We start from the raw sequence: 17,229 nt of genomic DNA on the forward strand, positions 1-17,229 counted from the left end.
ATCGAAGCTATACGGTTTCGCAGGTCGCCAAAAGCCGATGATCCGAGCAATGCCAGCATATGGCCCTGCTCGGGCGGAATATGCCGGGCGATGCTTCAGCCCGGCTTCGGCGACGCTTGGCTAAGGTCCGCCCGGATGCCGGTCTGCCCAATAAGGATCGCGCAGCTTACGCTTGAAGATCTTCCCGGTTGCCTCGCGGGGCAGCGCATTCAGGAACTGGATCTCCTTCGGCACCTTGAAGTTGGCCAAGCGCCCGCGCAGAAAAGCCTGGACCGCGGCGGCGGAGAGCTGTGCGCCGGACTCCGGCTCGATGCAGGCGCACAATCGCTCGCCATATTCCGGGTCGGGGATGCCGAACACGGCGCAATCGCGCACGCCGGGCATGGCGATCAGCACGTTCTCGATCTCGGCGGGATAAATGTTGACGCCGCCCGAGATCACCATGTCGCGCTTGCGGTCGCACAGGAACAGATAGCCGTCCTCGTCGAGATAGCCGACGTCGCCGACGCTGACGAGGCCGTCGCGCCCGGCTTCGGCGCGGGCCTGCGCCTTGCCGTGATAGTCGAAGTCCGGCACCGCCGTTTGGCGCATGTAGATCTCGCCGATCTCATTGACGCCGCAGGGGCTGCCGTCATCGCGAAAAATCTTGACGATGCCGCCTTCGATGGCGCGGCCGACCGTGCCCGGCTTCTTCAGCGCCTCCTCGGCCGAGTGCCAGACCGGGATGCCGGTCTCGGTTGAGCCGAAATATTCGTTGATGACCGGTCCCCACCAGTCGATCATGGCCCGCTTGACCTCGGGCGGGCAGGGCGCGGCGCCGTGCACGACGAAGCGCAGCGAGGAGAGATTGTAGCGCTGCCTGACCTCCTTGGGCAGGCGGAGCAGGCGCACGAACATCGTCGGCACCATGTGGATATGCGTCACACGGTGGCGCTCGATCAGCGCCAGCAGCTCCTCGGCGTCGAACCGCGCCTGGAGCACGATGGTGCAGCCGTTGCGGAAAGCCATCATGCCGTAGGAATGCGGCGCCGAGTGATACATCGGCCCGTTGATCAGCACGACCTGATCCTCACGCGGCTTGATGCCATAGGCGATCGCGCCGACGCGTTCGGAGGCGGCGGCCTGCTCCGGCTGCATCGGCATGCGCCGCACGCCCCTTGGCATGCCCGTGGTGCCGGAGGTGTAGATCATCGCCGCCGCGCGGCGAGGCGGCTCCTGCGATTCCGGATGGCCGTCGCGCCAGCGGTCCCAATCGGTCAGGCTTGCCGGGATCTTAGTCAGCTCAGGGGGAATGGCAAAGGTTGTCGCGAGCTCAGGTGGCGTCGCGACAACGAGCAGGCGAACATCTTCGGGCAGGCCGGCGCGGATCTGCGGTAGCAGATCGGCGTGGCAGATCAGGATCTTCGCCCCGCTGTCGGTCAGGATATAGCGGACCTCCTCGGCCTTGAGGTGCCAGTTGATCGGCACCACCGGACTGCCCAGCGCGGCGGAGGCCGCAACCACCTCGAACAAAGCGAAATCGTTGCGCAGCATCATGGCAACCGGCGCGCCTTCGGCAAGCCCGAGGGTGCGCAGCCCGCTTGCCGCGCGTTTGATGCGCGCCTGGATCTCGTCATAGCCGATCCGGCCTTCGCCGCTGATGATCATGGTCTGTCCTTGTTCCGCTCGAGTCAGCGATCGTCCAGCACGTCGCCGAAGCCCACCCAGCTCTTGCCGTTGAAGCGCCGGAGCTGAAGCTGCTGGAACGGCAGATAGTCGTCGGGGCCGGTCGAAACTGCCATGCCCGGGAGCAACAGCGGCAGTTTCACCTCCTTCAGCGAGGCGGCCTGGCGCATGATGTTGTCGCGGCTGAAATCATCTTTGCACGCCTTCAGCACCGTCATCAGCAGCGTCGCGTAGTGATAGCCGGCCGCGTAGTTGGAATTGGAGAGATCCGCGTTCGGCATGTATTGCTTCATGAAGGCAAAGTACTCCTTCACGCCCGGATCGCCGGCCCATTGCGGGTCCATCGTGTCCTTCTGATTGCTCGACGAGATCAGGCCGGCGGCGTTGTCGAGCCCGGCCGGCTCCAGGAACGAGATCGACGAGGCCGAGGTCGGCACGAAGAACAGCTCGGGCTTCCAGCCGATCTCGGCCACGCCCTTGATCATCTGCGAGGTGAACTTGCCGAGCACGACCCCGAACAGCACGTCGGCCCCTGACGCCTTCAGGGTCGAGAGCTGCGAGCTGATCGTCGGCGCGCTGGTCTCGTAGGTCTGCTCCGCGATGATCATGCTGGCCGCCTTTGCTCCGAGCGCGCGCTTGAAGCCCGCGACATAGTCGCGGCCGAAATCATCGTTCTGGGACAGGATGGCGATCTTGGCGTCGGGCTTGGTCCGCAGCACGTGCTTGGCATAGACCACGCCCTCGGATTCGTAGGCGGCCATGCCGGGCATGGTCCACGGATATTTCTGCGGATCGGCCCATTTCGTCGCGCCCGAGAGCACGAAGAGCTGCGGCACCTTCTTGCCGTTGAGGTAGCGCTGCACGGCGCTGTTGGTGGCGGTGCCGAGCGAGCCGAACATCATCAGCACCTCGTCCTGCTCCACCAGCTTGCGGGTCTGCTCCACCGTCTTCGGCGGCGAGTAGGCGTCGTCCAGCGTGATGAACTTGATCTTGCGCCCGTTGATGCCGCCTTCGGCATTGATCTTCTCGAAGAACGCTTCCTGCGTCCGCCCGATCGCGCCAAAGCCGGAGGCCGGGCCACTATAGGGCAGCGTCTGTCCGATGCGGATCTCGTCGCTACCTTCGGCATGGGCGCCGCCGCTGGCGAGCGCCAGCAGGGACAGGCTGATCAATGCGGCTGCCAGTTTCATCATGTCCTCCCGTTTTTCTTGCCGGTCCGAGACGTCAGGCGCTGACGCGCATCAGGAAATCTTGCCTCGCCTGATCGAATTCACGCTTCATGCGGTCGATGAGCTCCGCGACCGGAGGGACATCGGTGATCTGGCCGATGCCCTGGCCCGATCCCCAGATGTCGCGCCACGCTTTCGATTTCATGTTGCCGCCGGAGCCGAAATTCATTTTCGATTTGTCGGCAATCGGAAGATTGTCCGGGTCCAACCCGGCGGCGGCGATCGAAGGGCCCAGATAGTTGCCGTGCACGCCGGTGAACAGGTTGGTGTAGACGATGTCGTGCGCGGCGTGCTGCGTTAGCGCCGACTTGTAGGCTTCGTCCGCGTTGGCTTCCTGCGTCGCGATGAAGCGCGTGCCCATATAGGCGAGGTCGGCGCCCAGCGTCAGCGCGGAGGCGATGCCGAAGCCGTCGCTGATCGCGCCAGACAGCAGGATGGCGCCTTTGAACCACTGCTTGACCTCGCGCACCAGCGCGAAGGGCGACAGCGTGCCGGCATGTCCGCCGGCGCCGGCGCAGACCAGGATCAGGCCGTCGACACCCTGCTCGGCGGCTTTGCGCGCATGCTTGACGTTGATGACGTCGTGGAACACCAGCCCGCCATAGGAATGCGCGGCCTCGACGATCTCCGCCGGCGGCCGCAGCGAGGTGATGATGATCGGCGTCTTGTGCTTTACGCAGGTCTCCATGTCCTTCATCAGCCGGTCGTTCGAGGCATGGCAGATCTGGTTGACGGCGTAGGGCGCGACCTTCTTGCCGGGATTGCGCGATCTGTATTCGCCGAGCTCGTCCTCGATCCGGCTCAGCCATTCGTCGAGCTTCTCGGCCGGACGGGCATTGAGCGCAGGAAACGAGCCGACCACGCCTGCCTTGCACTGGGCGATCACCAGCTCCGGCCCGGAGACGATGAAAAGGGGCGAGCCGACCACGGGCAGCTCGAGCGAATCCTTCAAGAGAGTGGGCAGCGCCATCATGTCCTCCCGAAACGCGGTCCCGCCGGCGGGCGGATGACGAGGCGTTTCCCTGTTGATTGTCGCCCGGGCGGATTGCCGCCCGTGTTGCGGATTTGATCCCACTATAAGGTTGGACGGCTCGCTCCGGCCGTTCAATAATGAACGAGTGGTAATTCAGATGTGAACGGGGCTGCCGATGGATTGGGACCTTTGCAAGACCTTCGTCGCGGTCGCCGACACCGGCAGCTTCACCGCCGCCGCTCGCCGGCTGCACACCAGCCATCCTACCGTCAGCCGCAAGATCGCGGCGCTGGAAGCCCAGCTCGGCACCCGATTGGTGGCGCGCGCCGCCGACGGCCTGGCGCTGACCGCGGATGGAAGGACGTTGCGCGAGCACGCCGAGGCAATGGCGGCCGCAGCGCTCCGGGCTGAGACCGCGGTCGCGGCGGGAGGACACAAGGCGCGCGGCATCGTCAAGCTGTCGATCGGCGCGACGCTGGCCTCGCACTGGCTGATGCCGCGCCTGCCTGCCTTCCTGCGTGCGCACGATCATATCCAGCTCGAGATCATCACTCATCCGTTTCCGGCGAGCGTGCGCCGGCGTGAGGCGGACGTGGTGCTGCGGCCCTTCGATACCGGCGAGGAGAACCTGGTCGGCCGCAAGATCGGCCGTCTCGGCACGGGATTCTACGCCTCGCGCGATTATGCCGCCGGGCGGTCCTTGCCTGAGCGCCGCGGCGAGTGGAAGGAGCACAGCGTCATCGGCTTCGCCGACCAGGCGTCCAATGCGCAGCTTGCGCGCTGGAGCGACGTCGTCACGCGGCAGGCGAGGGTGGTGATGCGCTGCTCGTCCCAGGGGGATATGCTGGCGGCGGTCCGCGCCGGGATCGGAATCTCCGCGCTCTCGTGCTTCGTCGCCGAATCCTATTCCGATCTCGTGCGCGTCGCCCCGCAGAAGCTCGCCAGCGTTGCGGATCTCTGGCTGCTGGCCCATCCCGACCTTGTCGAGCTCCCGGCGGTGCGCGCCGTCGTCGAATTCGTCGCCGAATGCGCCCGGGCCGACCGCACGAGGCTGCGCGGGTAGAGCCTCGTGCCCCGGCCGCAGCGCAGCACGCAGTGATGCGCTGCTGATCCGGGGCCCATGCATTCACTCGCGGAACCTCATGGGTCCCGGCTCTGCGGCGCGTCACTTCGTGCCGCACCGCGTCCGGGACACCACATATCTGTCATCATCAGGCTTGGCCCGCGAGCACGCCCTCGCGCTTCTTCACCGCGCGATAATAGCTCCACCACAGATGAGCGGCGGCGCCGCGCAGCGGGCGCCAGGGTTCGGCGAGCGGCGCCATCTGTTTCTCCGTCGGCCGGGCCTTGAGACCGAGTCCGATCTTGATGCCCTCTTGCACCGCGAGGTCGCCGGCCGGCCAGGCATCGCCGTGGCCGAGGCAGAACAGCAGGTAGAGGTCGGCGGTCCAGGGGCCGATGCCGGGCAGTGCGATCAGCGTGTGATGCGCGGCATCGGCATCTTCTTCCGCAAGCACGTCCAGGTTCAGGCGCTGCGCAGTGATCTCGCGGGCGAGATGTTTGAGGGTCTTGATCTTGGCGGCGGAGAGGCCGAGCCGCCCCAGCCGGTCGGCGCGCGCGAGGCGAACGGCGTCATGGTCGAACGGGTCGAACGCGGCCGACAGCCGTTCCCAGATCGCCGCGGCACTCGCGGTCGAGAGCTGCTGCCCGCAGACGATGTGCGCCAGCCCGGTAAAACCCGGCTCCCGCCGCCGCAACGCCGGCATGCCCGCGATCTCGAGCACGGGTTTAAGACGCGGATCGCGCTTGATCAGCGCGTGAACGGCCTCTTCGAGATCGGACTGGGTTTCGAGGTGGATGGTCATGATGTTTGGCGGGCTCTCTCCAGCGTCATGGCCGGGCTTGTCCCGGCCATCCACGTCTTTCTCACTGCGAGGCATTGTTTAGCATGAGCGGTGGTCGTCGTGTTTGTTCGTGACGTTGACACGATCGGTCTGTGATACCGAAGAACGTGGATGGCCGGGACAAGCCCGGCCATGGACGAGATTCATGTGATGGCGCCACCCGTTTTCCGTTTTGCCCCGAGCCCGAACGGCTTCCTGCATCTCGGCCACGCCTATTCCGCGTTGCTCAATTTCGATCGCGCGCGAGAAACCGGCGGGCTTCTGTTGCTGCGGATCGAGGACATCGACGCGACGCGCTGCCGGCCGGAATATGAGACGGCGATCTACGAGGATCTCGCCTGGCTCGGAATTGCCTGGGACACGCAGGTACGCCGGCAGTCCGAACATCTCGCCGATTATCGCGCCGCGCTGGAAAAGCTCTCTGCGCTCGGTCTCGTCTATCCCGCCTTCGAAAGCCGGGCCGAGATCGCAAAGCTGGTGGCCGCGCGCGAGGCCGATGGGCCGTGGCCGCGCGATCCGGACGGCGCACCGCTTTATCCGGGCGACGCGAAATCACTGTCGGCTGACGAGCGGTCGCAGCTGATCGCTTCGGGCGCGCCTTACGCGGTGCGGCTCGACATCGCAGCCGCCTGCCGCCGCGCCGCCGGCCTGAGCTGGAACGAGCTCGGCGAGGGGCCCGATGGCGAGCGCGGCATCGTCCCGGCGCGGCCCGAGGTATGGGGCGACGTGATCCTGGCCCGCAAGGAGACGCCGACCAGCTATCATCTGTCGGTGGTCGTCGACGACGCGCTCCAGGGCGTCAGCGAGATCGTGCGGGGCCAGGACCTGTTTTACGCCACCTCGGTGCACCGTTTGCTGCAGGTCCTGCTCGGCCTGCCCGAACCCGCCTATCGCCATCACTGGTTGATTCGCGATGAGGCAGGTCGGAAGTTGTCGAAATCGAGCCGCTCGACCGGCCTGCGCGAATTGCGCGCGGCCGGCATCACGCCTGCCCGTGTCCGCCAGCTGGTGGGATTAGGTTAAGTTTCTCTGGGGGTTAGCTAAACGTCGCCGTGACTCCGGGTGTTCCTCCGTGCCATGCTTGGCCAGCGCGGGGCTCGAAGAGGGTACTTCGAAGGGGATTCATGGCGGCGAAAACGCGTCCAGTGCGCACCACGCGGACGTCCAGGCGGCTGCCTCGGAAGCGGCCCGGGGCGGCCGCCCGGTTACGCAAGCGCAGCACCAAGGCGGTCGCGCCGGGCGTGGTCCAGGCGGCGCTGGCCGCCTTTGCCCATGAGGTCCGCACCCCCCTGACCGGCATTCTGGCGATCAGCGACCTGCTCGCGACCTCCGATCTCGGCGAACGGGAGCGGCGCTGGGCCGACACCATCAAGGCCGGTGCCGAGCATCTGGCGAGCCTCGCCACGCTGTTCGTGGATGCCGCCAGAACGGGCAAGGGAACGGGGAAGGGCGGCAGCACGTTGCGGCAGGACCTGTTCGATCTCAGGACGCTCGCCCGCAGCGCCGGCGATTCGCTGGCCGGCCGCGCCGCGGCTAAAGGTCTGAAGGCCGAGGTCGAGATCTCCGAAAAGCTCCCGGGGCTCGTGGTCGGTGATCCCGTCCGCCTGCGCGCCGCGCTCGAGAACCTGATCGACAATGCCGTGAAATTCACCGACCAGGGCGGCGTGGCGCTCGCAGTCGAGCCGTGGCGTCCTGCCAAAGGCAAAGGGAAGGGCAAGGGTAGGGTCGGCGTCGCCTTCGCGGTCTCCGACAGCGGCATCGGCCTCACCATGGCCGAGATCAAGCGTCTGTTCCGCCCGTTCACCCAGGCCAATGTCACCATCGCCTCACGCTTTGGCGGCGCCGGCTTGGGGCTCTCCTCGGTCAAGCAATTGGCGCGTGCGATGGGCGGCGACATCACCGTCGCTCCGCGCCGCGGTGGCGGCGCCACCTTCACGTTGACGGTGTCGCTGGAGCCGGCGGGATCGGGCAAGACCCGCAAGACGAAGGACGGCGAGCCCGAGGCGGTGGCCGCCCTTCGCGTGCTCAGTGTCGAGGACAACCCGTTCGGCCGCGTCGTGCTCAACACCATCCTGACCGAGCTTGGCCATCAGGCCGAGTTCATCGGGCGCGGCGAGGATGCCGTGGAGCGACTGGAGCAGGGCACGTTCGACGCGGTGCTGATGGACATGGTGCTGCCGGGCATCGACGGCATCGAGGCCATCAAGCGGATCCGCAACCTGCCGACGCCGTTGGCTCAGATCCCGATCATCGGCGTGTCCGGCCGCGGCGACGACGAGGCCGCCTCGCGCGAGGCCGGCGCCGACGCCTTCCTGGTCAAGCCTGTGTCTCCGCGGGCTTTAGCGACTGCGCTGCTTGAAGCGACACGCCGTGAGGAAGCCGCGACTTGATGATCGCGGCGTTGAGTTCGCCGCCGTAAACGAAGATCGCGGCGATGAAATACAGGAACACCAGCGCGATGATCACCGAGGCGAGTCCCGCATACATCGTGACGTAATTGTTGGCGAAGCGCGCCAGATACTGTCCGAAGACGACGCCGGAGACCAGCGACGCCACCACCGTGAAGATGATGCCCGGCATGATCTGGAGGAAGCTGCGCCGTCCCGCCGGCAGCCAGGCGTGCAGAATGAACAGCGCCACCACCAGCGCGCTGATGGTGATGCCGTAGCGCAGCCAAGTGAGAATGCTTTCGTTCGATTCGACGAACATGGGAATGTGGCGCCGCGCGGCCTCGATGATCAGCGGACCGAGCACGATCAGGAACGCCATTGCCAGGGCCGTGAAGGCTGCAATCAGCGTGTAAGCAATCGATTCCAGCCGCAGCCAGTACCAGCGCCGCATCTCCACCACTGCATAGGCGCGGTTGAGCGCGACCCGCAGCGCCTCGACGCCGTTGGAAGCGAAATAGACCGACAGCGCCGCGCCGATGGTCAGGAGGCCAGTGCGGGTGGTGGTCAGCACGTCATGCACCTCGCCGGAGATCGAATCTGCGACCTGCTTGGGCCAGATCTGGAGCATCAGGCTGGCGGCCTGGTCGGCAAGCTCCTTGGAGCCGAAGAAGCCGGCGAGCGAGGTCAGCACGATCAGGAACGGGAACAGCGCCATCAGCGTCGACAGCGCGATGTGGCTCGCGATCGCCCAGCCGTCGTCGGCGAGGAACGTGTAGAAGGCGTCCTCCAAGACGCAGTAGATGTAGCGGATGGCCTTCACGTGGCACCTACACCGCTGCTCTCTCCCCCTGCGCGCAGGGGGAGATCGGGAGAACAGGCAATGGGCGCAAATCGGAAATCATCGCGCTACCATCTGATATTATTGGCCCAAAAGCCAGTTCGCGAAGCGCCGCGCTTGTCATTCCGGGGCACGCGCAGCGCGAGCCCGGAATCCATCTAGCCGCAGCGCAAGCGGCGCGATGGATTCCGGGCTCGATGCGCCGGGCCTCGCTTCGCTCGGTCCCCGCCGCGCCCCGGAATGACGAACTGGGGAGATGGCGAACCGCTGCGCACGATGTTATCTACCCTCAAATGGCATCTCTCCTGAGTACTTTCATCCTGCCGGCCGCAGCCGGCGCCGTGGCGTTGGTGCTGCTGCTCGGGCTCATCAACATGATGCGCGGTGGTTCGCCCAAAACCTCGCAGAAGCTGATGCGCTGGCGCGTGCTGCTTCAGTTCGTGGCGATCATCATTGCGATGCTCGCGGTCTGGGCGATGGGGCGGTAGGGCATGATCAGGAAAAGTGCGCAGCGGTTTTCCGACAAGATCATGCCCTAAAACCAAGGAAACCAGCATGGTGGTGCTGAACCGCATCTACACGAAGACCGGTGACGACGGCACGACGGCGCTCGGAACCGGCGAGCGGCGTCCGAAATACGATCTGCGCATCGAGGCCTATGGCACCGTCGACGAGACCAACGCCGCGATCGGCGTGGTCAGGCTCCACACCCGCGACATGCCCGAGCTCGATGCGATGCTCGGCCGCATCCAGAATGATCTGTTCGACCTCGGCGCGGATCTCGCCGTGCCCGAACGGGAGGGGAAGGCCGAGCGGCTGAGGGTGGTGGCGAGCCAGGTCGAGCGGCTCGAGCGCGATATCGACACGCTCAACGACAAGCTCGCGCCGCTGACCTCCTTCGTGCTTCCCGGTGGCACGCCGGCCGCTGCCTATCTACATGTGGCGCGCACGATATGCCGCAGGGCGGAACGCGTGATCGTGGAACTGGCGGCCCGGCCTGGCGAGCCGGTCAGCGCGGCTGGCATCCAATATATGAACCGCCTGTCCGACTTCCTGTTCGTGGCCAGCCGGACCGTTAACGGAAATGGCGCCGGCGATGTGCTCTGGGTTCCGGGCCAGAACCGCTGACCCATCGCACTCCCGCATTTCAGAAGGCCAAAATTAGACTCGTTCGCGCGTTGACCGGGGCAGATCAGGCCTTTAGGTTCCGCGCCAGTTGATAACCCCTCTCCCAAATTAAGTGAAAGAGGATCGATGAAGGTCTTAGTGCCGGTAAAGCGGGTGGTCGATTACAACGTCAAGGTCCGCGTCAAGGGCGATGGGTCGGGCGTTGAACTCGCCAACGTCAAGATGTCCATGAACCCGTTCGATGAAATCGCGGTCGAGGAAGCGTTGCGCCTGAAGGAAGCCGGCAAGGCCACCGAGGTCGTGGTGGTCTCCATTGGACCGGCACAGGCATCGGAGACGATCCGCACTGGTCTCGCCATGGGCGCCGATCGCGGCATCCTGGTGAAGGCCGAAGGCACCGTCGAGCCGCTCGCCGTCGCCAAGATCCTGAAGAAGGTCGCGGAAGAAGAGCAGCCGGGCCTGATTATCCTCGGCAAGCAGGCGATCGACGACGACAGCAACCAGACCGGCCAGATGCTGGCCGCGCTGCTCGGCTGGTCGCAGGCGACCTTCGCCTCCAAGCTCGAGGTCGAAGGCTCTGACTTCAAGGTCACCCGCGAAGTCGATGGCGGCCTGCAGACCGTGAAGCTGAAGGGACCGGCGATCGTCACCACCGACCTGCGTCTCAACGAGCCGCGCTACGCTTCGCTGCCCAACATCATGAAGGCGAAGAAGAAGCCGATCGCGGAGAAGACCGTCGCCGATTACGGCGTCGACGTCGCCGCGCGTCTCGAGGTTCTCAAGACGACTGAACCGGCGGGCCGCAAGGCAGGCGTCAAGGTCAAGGACGTCGCCGAGCTGGTGTCGAAACTCAAGAACGAAGCCGGGGTGCTCTGATGACGACGCTTCTGATTGCCGAACACGACAATGCGTCGCTCAAGGATGCGACCAACAAGGCCCTGACCGCAGCTAGCGCGCTCGGCGCGGATGTCGAGGTGCTGGTCGCCGGAAAGAACGCCAAGGCTGCGGCCGATATCGCTGCCAAGCTCGCCGGCGTGAAGAAGGTGCTGCTCGCCGATGGCGATCTCTACGCGCACGATCTCGCCGAGCCGCTGGCTGCACTGGTCGTGTCGCTGGCGCCCGGCTACGACGCGATCGTCGCGCCCGCGACGTCGCGCTTCAAGAACGTGATGCCGCGTGTCGCCGCCCTGCTCGACGTCATGCAGGTCTCGGAGATCATCAAGGTGGTCGCGCCCGATACCTTCGAGCGCCCGATCTATGCCGGCAACGCCATCCAGACGGTGAAGTCGAAGGACGCCAAGAAGGTCATCACGGTGCGGACCTCGACCTTCACTGCTGCGGCTGAAGGCGGCAGCGCGCCGGTCGAGAACGTGGCGGCGGCGGCCGATCCGGGCCTGTCGACTTTCGTCGGCGAGGAGGTCGCCAAGAGCGACCGTCCCGAGCTGACCTCAGCCAAGATCATCGTCTCCGGCGGCCGCGCCATGCAGAGCCGCGAGAATTTCGCCAAATACATCGAGCCGCTCGCCGACAAGCTGGGCGCCGGCGTCGGTGCCTCGCGCGCCGCGGTCGATGCTGGCTATGCGCCGAACGACTGGCAGGTCGGTCAGACCGGCAAGGTCGTGGCGCCCGAGCTCTATGTCGCGGTCGGCATTTCCGGCGCCATCCAGCATTTGGCCGGCATGAAGGACTCCAAGGTGATCGTTGCGATCAACAAGGACGAGGACGCGCCGATCTTCCAGGTCGCCGATTACGGCCTGGTCGCCGACCTCTACCAGGCGGTTCCTGAGCTGACGGACGAACTCGCCAAGCTCGGCAAGTAAAGCCGTACAAAACACCGGCCGGAGGTATAAACTCCGGCCGGTGTTTCATTTTTGAGGCGTTTTCTTTGGCGTGGGGCACGCCTTCGAGGCGATCCAATCTAGGTTTCGAGCCAAGGTTCTGATTAAATCAGGCTTCTGGGTCAAATCAGACCTCCCGGCTCAGGGGATAGGCAGGGCGCGATATGCGCGCCGTTCCGGTGGATGACATTATGGCGGCAGTGATCAAGAAGGTCGGTGTGATCGGCGCGGGTCAGATGGGCAATGGCATCGCGCATGTCGCGGCGCTCGCAGGCTTCGACGTGGTGCTCAACGACGTTTCGGCCGACCGCCTTAAGTCGGGCATGGCCACCATCAACGGCAATCTGGCGCGCCAGGTCTCCAAGAAGGTCGTTACCGAAGACGACAAGGCCAAGGCGCTCGCGCGTATCAAACTGGCCGAGAAGCTCGATGACCTCGCCGATTGCGACCTCGTGATCGAGACCGCGGTCGAGAAGGAAGAGGTCAAGCGCAAGATCTTCCACGAGCTCTGCGCCGTGTTGCAGCCGGAGGCGATCGTCGCCTCCGATACGTCCTCGATCTCGATCACGCGGCTAGCTGCCGCCACCGATCGCCCCGAGCGCTTCATCGGCATTCACTTCATGAATCCGGTGCCGCTGATGGAGCTGGTCGAGCTGATCCGCGGCATCGCCACTGATGATGCGACCTTCGACACGGCCAAGGAATTCGTGGCCCGGCTCGGCAAGCAGGTCGCTGTGTCGGAGGATTTCCCGGCCTTCATCGTCAACCGCATCCTGCTGCCGATGATCAACGAGGCGATCTACACGCTGTATGAAGGCGTCGGCAATGTCGAGGCGATCGACGCGGCGATGAAGCTTGGCGCGCATCACCCGATGGGTCCGCTCGAGCTCGCCGATTTCATCGGCCTCGATACCTGCCTCTCCATCATGCAGGTGCTGCACGAGGGGCTGGCCGACTCCAAGTACCGCCCGTGCCCGCTGCTGGTGAAATACGTCGAGGCCGGTTGGCTCGGCCGCAAGACCCAGCGCGGCTTCTACGACTATCGCGGCGCCAAGCCGGTTCCAACGCGGTAGCGAGGCACTCACGGGCCCCGGCTCTGCGGCGCGTCATTTCGTGCCTCGCCTTGTCCGGGACACGAGAACTTCCCCCGCTCACCTCTCGTTAACCCCTCGCGCCTAGGTTACGCCCGGTACGAGGGTTCGCGTAATGGACATGATGGCGATGGTCAGCACCATGCTGGCCGCTCAGCAAGGCGCGCTGCAATCGAATATTGCGGCGACGCTGACCAAGCAGAACATGGATATGGAGAAATCCTCCGTCCTGACGCTGCTCGGTGCCGGTCAGCCTTCGCTCGCCAATGTCGGACCCGGCGTCGGCGGCAATCTCAACGTGACGGCCTAATTCTCAAAGCGACGCGGCGGCCTTGCCGGTCGCCGCCCGGATCAGCTTGAGCGCGTCCTCGCTCGCCCATTCCGCCGGTCCCGCGATCGTCGCGATCTCGCACCCCTGGGGGTCGACCAGCACCGAGGTCGGCATGCCCAGCGCCCGGCCTATGGCCTTAAGATCTTGAAAAACCTTTGCTTTCTGGTCGCTGAAGTAGCCGAGCCGGGTCAGATTGGCTTCTTTCAGGAAGGCTTTGGGCTTCTCGGGGTCGCGGGTGTCGATATTGATCGCCACCACCTCGAAATTCGGACCCGACAGCTTGCCCTGGAGCTCGTCCAGCGCCGGCATTTCCTTGCGGCACGGCACGCACCAGGTCGCCCAGAGGTTCACCAGCAACGTCTTGCCGCGGAAGTCGGACAGTTTTTTCGGTTTGCCGTCCGCGTCCTCAAAGGCAAGGTCGGGTAGCTTCAACGGGGCGCTCGCCATGGTCAGCGCCGCCACCTCGCCATGGGCGAGCGGGGCAATCTTCTGCGCCGTGGCCACCGCCGTTCGGCACGCGGGGTCGCCAGATGGCGCCCGGCTGAGGCCCAGCCCGTACAGCGCGGCGAAGCCGGCCAGTCCTCCAATCGCCACGGTGGCGATGACGAGGGGGATGCGGCGCGTGGCAGAGGGCTTCTGGTCGAGCATATCGTTTGTCATCCGGTCGCAGATATGGCTATCAGGGGCCTCTTAATACGGCTGGCTGTGGCCAGCAAACGTGCGGCAAATCAAGGCGTGAGCAGGGGATCATGAGCAACAAGATGTGGGGCGGCCGGTTCTCGGAACGTCCCGACGAGATCATGGAGGAGATCAACGTTTCCATCGACGTCGATCGTCACCTCTTCGCCCAGGACATTGCCGCGTCCAAGGCCCACGCCGCGATGCTGGCCAACCAAGGCATCATCACGGCTTCTGATGCGAAAAATATCGGCAAGGGTCTAGACACGATTTTGTCAGAGATCGGCAAGGGCGGCTTCGAATTCAAGCGTGCGCTCGAGGACATCCATATGAATGTCGAGAGCCGCTTGTCGGAGCTGATCGGCCCCGCCGCCGGTCGCCTGCACACCGCGCGCTCGCGCAACGACCAGGTCGCCACTGACTTCCGTCTGTTCGTCCGTGATGTGATCGACGAGACCGATGCCGCCCTCGCCGCGTTCCAGCAGGCGCTGGTGGAGCGCGCGCTGGAGCACGCCGGCACGGTGATGCCTGGCTTCACGCATCTGCAGACGGCGCAGCCCGTCACCTTCGGCCACCACCTGCTCGCCTATGTCGAGATGGCCGCGCGCGACCGCGGCCGCTTTAGGGACGCGCGCCAGCGGCTGAATGAATCCCCGCTCGGCGCGGCCGCGCTCGCCGGCACCTCGTTCCCGATCGACCGCCACGCCACCGCGAAGGCGCTTCTGTTCGACCGACCGATGGCGAACTCGCTCGATGCGGTCTCCGATCGCGACTTCGTGCTGGAGACGCTGTCGGCGGCCGCGATCTGCGCCGTGCACATGTCGCGCTTTGCCGAGGAGATCGTGATCTGGACCTCGCCGCTGGTCGGCCTTGTCAGGCTCAGCGACAAGTTCACCACCGGTTCCTCGATCATGCCGCAGAAGCGTAACCCGGATGCCGCCGAGCTGGTGCGCGCCAAGACCGGCCGCGTCATCGGCGCGCTCAATGGTCTGTTGATCGTGATGAAAGGCCTGCCGCTCGCCTATCAAAAGGATATGCAGGAGGACAAGCAGGGCGCCATGGAGGGTTTTGCCGCGCTATCGCTGGCGATCCGGGCCATGACCGGCATGGTCCGCGACCTCGTTCCTGACGAAGCCAAGATGAAGGCGGCCGCTGGCGAGGGTTACGCAACGGCGACTGATCTTGCCGATTGGCTGGTGCGGACCCTGAAGATGCCGTTCCGCGAGGCCCATCACGTGACCGGCCGGATCGTGGCGAAGGCCGCCGAGGGCGGTGTGGCGCTGCACGAGCTGCCGCTCAAGGAGATGCAGGCGATCGAGCCAAAAATCACCAAGGACGTGCTCGGCGTGCTCTCGGTCGAATCGTCCGTGAAGAGCCGCACCAGTTTTGGCGGCACCGCGCCGAAGAACGTGGCGTCCCAGGCCAAGGGCTGGGCGAAGCGGCTGGAAAAAGAGCGAAAATTGGGCTGAGGGCGAAATTTCGCTTATGTTTCATGGTCATCCGGCTCTCGCCAGAACGCGCCAATCTCTGTATGGTGCGCCGCGCGTAGTGGGGATTTCGTCGTGACGTCAAAGTTTCGCCCGGCCGGCTCGGGGTGGGCCATCATTGTCTTGAGCCTGACGGCGCTCGCGCTTGCCGGCTGTGGCCGCAAGGGCCCGCTGGATTTGCCGCCGACCGCCTCCAACGCGCCCGCGGCCAACGGTGCCGCACCTGTTGATACCGAGACCGAAGCCCAGAGAACGCCGAGCGTGTTCAACCCGACCTACGGTGCGGATGCCGCGCCTGCTGCGGCCAAGGGCAAGAAGAAACCGTTTATTCTCGACCCGCTCCTGGACGAACCTCCCGGCAAGAAATAAGCCGGGACAACCGAGCCTGCGCCATGAACCATTTCGACTATCGCAACGGCGTGCTGCACGCCGAGGCGGTGAACCTGTCCGAGCTGGCCGCGACCGTCGGCACGCCGTTTTATTGCTATTCGACCGCAACGCTCGAGCGGCACTACCGCGTCTTCACCGACGCCTTCGCCGGCGAGAAGGTGCTGGTCTGCTACGCCATGAAGGCGAACTCCAACCAGTCGGTGCTGCGCACGCTGGCCAAGCTGGGCGCCGGCGCCGACGTTGTCTCCGGCGGTGAGTTGAAGCGTGCGCTGGCCGCGGGCATTCCCGCCAGCAAGATCCTGTTCTCCGGCGTCGGCAAGACCGAAGCAGAGCTGCGCGCCGCGCTCGCCGCGGACATCCTCTGCCTCAACGTCGAATCCGAGCCCGAGCTCGAGCTGTTGTCGCGGCTGGCGACCGAGATGGGCAAGACCGCGCGCATCTCCGTGCGCGTCAATCCGGATGTCGACGCCGGCACCCACGCCAAGATCTCGACCGGCAAGTCGGAGAACAAGTTCGGCATCCCCATCGCCCATGCCCGCGAGGTCTATGCGCGCGCCGCGAAGCTGCCGGGGATCGAGGTGACGGGCACCGATGTCCATATCGGCAGTCAGATCACCGACCTCTCCAAGATGGAGACCGCGTTCCGCATCCTCTCCGAATTCGTGCAGACGCTGCGCGCCGACGGCCACAACATCAGCCACGTCGATTTCGGCGGCGGTCTCGGCATCCCCTACTACATGGATCGTGAGGCGCCGCCGGCGCCCGACGCCTATGCCGCCATGGTCAAGCGCGTCAGCCACAATCTCGGCTGCACGCTGATGTTCGAGCCGGGCCGCATGATCGTCGGCAATGCCGGCATCCTGGTCACGAAGGTGATCTATGTGAAGCACGGCGACGGCAAGAACTTCGTCATCATCGACGCCGCCATGAACGATTTGATCCGCCCGACGCTGTACGAGGCCCATCACGACATCCTGCCGGTGACGCAGCCCGCCCCGGGCGCCGCCACCATCATGGCCGACGTCGTCGGCCCGGTCTGCGAGACCGGCGACTATCTCGCGCTCGACCGCACGCTGCCGACGCCAAAGCCCAGCGATCTCCTCGCTATCATGACCGCTGGCGCCTATGGCGCGGTGCAGGCCGGCACCTACAACACCCGGCCGCTGGTGCCGGAGGTGCTGGTGAAGGGCGACCAATATGCCGTGGTGCGCCCGCGCGTCGAGGTCGAGCAGCTGATTGCGATGGATAAGCCGGCGCCGTGGCTATGAGCAACTGACCTACGGAACC

18 protein-coding genes are annotated in these 17,229 nt (G+C 65.2%); 12 read left to right on the forward strand and 6 right to left on the reverse strand.

What is annotated here, in order from left to right; translation table 11 throughout:
- Positions 1 to 120: 120 nt before the first annotated feature.
- The 3 genes from P6U29_RS04795 to P6U29_RS04805 are packed head-to-tail and all read right to left on the reverse strand — an operon-like array spanning position 121 to position 3,864.
- On the reverse strand, positions 121 to 1,647 hold the full coding sequence (locus tag P6U29_RS04795) for an acyl-CoA synthetase (protein ID WP_407116549.1): 1,527 nt from the start codon (positions 1,645 to 1,647) through the stop codon (positions 121 to 123).
- A gap of 23 nt (positions 1,648 to 1,670) precedes the next feature.
- On the reverse strand, positions 1,671 to 2,855 hold the full coding sequence (locus tag P6U29_RS04800; protein WP_407116550.1) for an ABC transporter substrate-binding protein: 1,185 nt from the start codon (positions 2,853 to 2,855) through the stop codon (positions 1,671 to 1,673).
- 34 nt (positions 2,856 to 2,889) lie between these two features.
- Positions 2,890 to 3,864 carry an NAD(P)H-dependent flavin oxidoreductase gene (locus tag P6U29_RS04805; protein WP_407116551.1) on the reverse strand — a complete coding sequence of 325 codons (975 nt, stop codon included), beginning with the start codon at positions 3,862 to 3,864 and terminating at the stop codon, positions 2,890 to 2,892.
- Positions 3,865 to 4,042: 178 nt separating this feature from the next.
- On the opposite strand from P6U29_RS04805, the gene P6U29_RS04810 reads away from it, so the two are divergent.
- Positions 4,043 to 4,930 (forward strand): LysR family transcriptional regulator, encoded by an 888-nt coding sequence (locus P6U29_RS04810; protein ID WP_407116552.1) that lies wholly within the window; start codon positions 4,043 to 4,045, stop codon positions 4,928 to 4,930.
- Between the two features lie 148 nt (positions 4,931 to 5,078).
- Here P6U29_RS04810 and P6U29_RS04815 read toward each other — a convergent pair whose 3' ends face one another.
- Positions 5,079 to 5,732, reverse strand: a complete 654-nt coding sequence (locus tag P6U29_RS04815; protein ID WP_407119601.1) for a DNA-3-methyladenine glycosylase family protein — start codon at positions 5,730 to 5,732, stop codon at positions 5,079 to 5,081.
- Positions 5,733 to 5,921: 189 nt separating this feature from the next.
- On the opposite strand from P6U29_RS04815, the gene gluQRS reads away from it, so the two are divergent.
- Both gluQRS and P6U29_RS04825 read left to right on the forward strand, forming a co-directional pair.
- On the forward strand, positions 5,922 to 6,794 hold the full coding sequence (gene gluQRS, locus P6U29_RS04820; protein ID WP_407119602.1) for a tRNA glutamyl-Q(34) synthetase GluQRS: 873 nt from the start codon (positions 5,922 to 5,924) through the stop codon (positions 6,792 to 6,794).
- 101 nt (positions 6,795 to 6,895) lie between these two features.
- A complete protein-coding gene (locus P6U29_RS04825) occupies positions 6,896 to 8,161 on the forward strand; it encodes an ATP-binding protein (protein WP_407116553.1) in 1,266 nt (421 codons plus the stop codon).
- Here the strand turns inward: P6U29_RS04825 and P6U29_RS04830 are convergent.
- Positions 8,088 to 8,981: a YihY/virulence factor BrkB family protein gene (locus tag P6U29_RS04830; RefSeq protein ID WP_407116554.1), complete on the reverse strand. Its 894-nt coding sequence runs from the start codon at positions 8,979 to 8,981 to the stop codon at positions 8,088 to 8,090. The two genes, P6U29_RS04825 and P6U29_RS04830, sit on opposite strands and share 74 nt — an antisense overlap.
- A 311-nt stretch (positions 8,982 to 9,292) precedes the next feature.
- Between P6U29_RS04830 and P6U29_RS04835 the strand changes: the two genes are divergently transcribed.
- The 6 genes from P6U29_RS04835 (at position 9,293) to P6U29_RS04860 (ending at position 13,366) form a co-directional block, all read left to right on the forward strand.
- Positions 9,293 to 9,487: a twin transmembrane helix small protein gene (locus tag P6U29_RS04835; RefSeq protein WP_407116555.1), complete on the forward strand. Its 195-nt coding sequence runs from the start codon at positions 9,293 to 9,295 to the stop codon at positions 9,485 to 9,487.
- A gap of 67 nt (positions 9,488 to 9,554) precedes the next feature.
- On the forward strand, positions 9,555 to 10,127 hold the full coding sequence (locus P6U29_RS04840) for a cob(I)yrinic acid a,c-diamide adenosyltransferase (RefSeq protein ID WP_407116556.1): 573 nt from the start codon (positions 9,555 to 9,557) through the stop codon (positions 10,125 to 10,127).
- A 126-nt stretch (positions 10,128 to 10,253) separates the two neighbouring features.
- On the forward strand, positions 10,254 to 11,003 hold the full coding sequence (locus P6U29_RS04845; RefSeq protein ID WP_130363342.1) for an electron transfer flavoprotein subunit beta/FixA family protein: 750 nt from the start codon (positions 10,254 to 10,256) through the stop codon (positions 11,001 to 11,003).
- A complete protein-coding gene (locus P6U29_RS04850; RefSeq protein ID WP_407116557.1) occupies positions 11,003 to 11,947 on the forward strand; it encodes an electron transfer flavoprotein subunit alpha/FixB family protein in 945 nt (314 codons plus the stop codon). The genes P6U29_RS04845 and P6U29_RS04850 overlap by 1 nt, the downstream gene beginning before the upstream one ends.
- Positions 11,948 to 12,156: 209 nt before the next feature.
- Positions 12,157 to 13,038, forward strand: a complete 882-nt coding sequence (locus tag P6U29_RS04855; protein ID WP_407116558.1) for a 3-hydroxybutyryl-CoA dehydrogenase — start codon at positions 12,157 to 12,159, stop codon at positions 13,036 to 13,038.
- Positions 13,039 to 13,171: 133 nt separating this feature from the next.
- Positions 13,172 to 13,366 carry a hypothetical protein gene (locus tag P6U29_RS04860; RefSeq protein ID WP_407116559.1) on the forward strand — a complete coding sequence of 65 codons (195 nt, stop codon included), beginning with the start codon at positions 13,172 to 13,174 and terminating at the stop codon, positions 13,364 to 13,366.
- Positions 13,367 to 13,369: 3 nt separating this feature from the next.
- On the opposite strand, the gene tlpA is transcribed toward P6U29_RS04860, so the two are convergent.
- The gene (gene tlpA / locus P6U29_RS04865) at positions 13,370 to 14,035 is read right to left on the reverse strand and encodes a thiol:disulfide interchange protein TlpA (RefSeq protein ID WP_407116560.1); all 666 of its coding nucleotides are present in this window, start codon (positions 14,033 to 14,035) and stop codon (positions 13,370 to 13,372) included.
- A 101-nt stretch (positions 14,036 to 14,136) separates the two neighbouring features.
- Here tlpA and argH point away from each other — a divergent pair, with 101 nt between their 5' ends.
- The 3 genes from argH (at position 14,137) to lysA (ending at position 17,210) form a co-directional block, all read left to right on the forward strand.
- Positions 14,137 to 15,534, forward strand: coding sequence for an argininosuccinate lyase (gene argH / locus P6U29_RS04870; protein ID WP_407116561.1), 1,398 nt, complete (start codon positions 14,137 to 14,139; stop codon positions 15,532 to 15,534).
- Between the two features lie 93 nt (positions 15,535 to 15,627).
- Entirely contained in the window at positions 15,628 to 15,921 is a 294-nt protein-coding gene (lptM, locus tag P6U29_RS04875; RefSeq protein WP_407116562.1) for an LPS translocon maturation chaperone LptM, read from the forward strand.
- Positions 15,922 to 15,944: 23 nt separating this feature from the next.
- Positions 15,945 to 17,210, forward strand: a complete 1,266-nt coding sequence (gene lysA, locus P6U29_RS04880; RefSeq protein ID WP_407116563.1) for a diaminopimelate decarboxylase — start codon at positions 15,945 to 15,947, stop codon at positions 17,208 to 17,210.
- Positions 17,211 to 17,229 lie beyond the last annotated feature (19 nt).

This window comes from Bradyrhizobium sp. LMG 9283 (genome assembly GCF_045571415.1).
GTDB lineage: Bacteria > Pseudomonadota > Alphaproteobacteria > Rhizobiales > Xanthobacteraceae > Bradyrhizobium.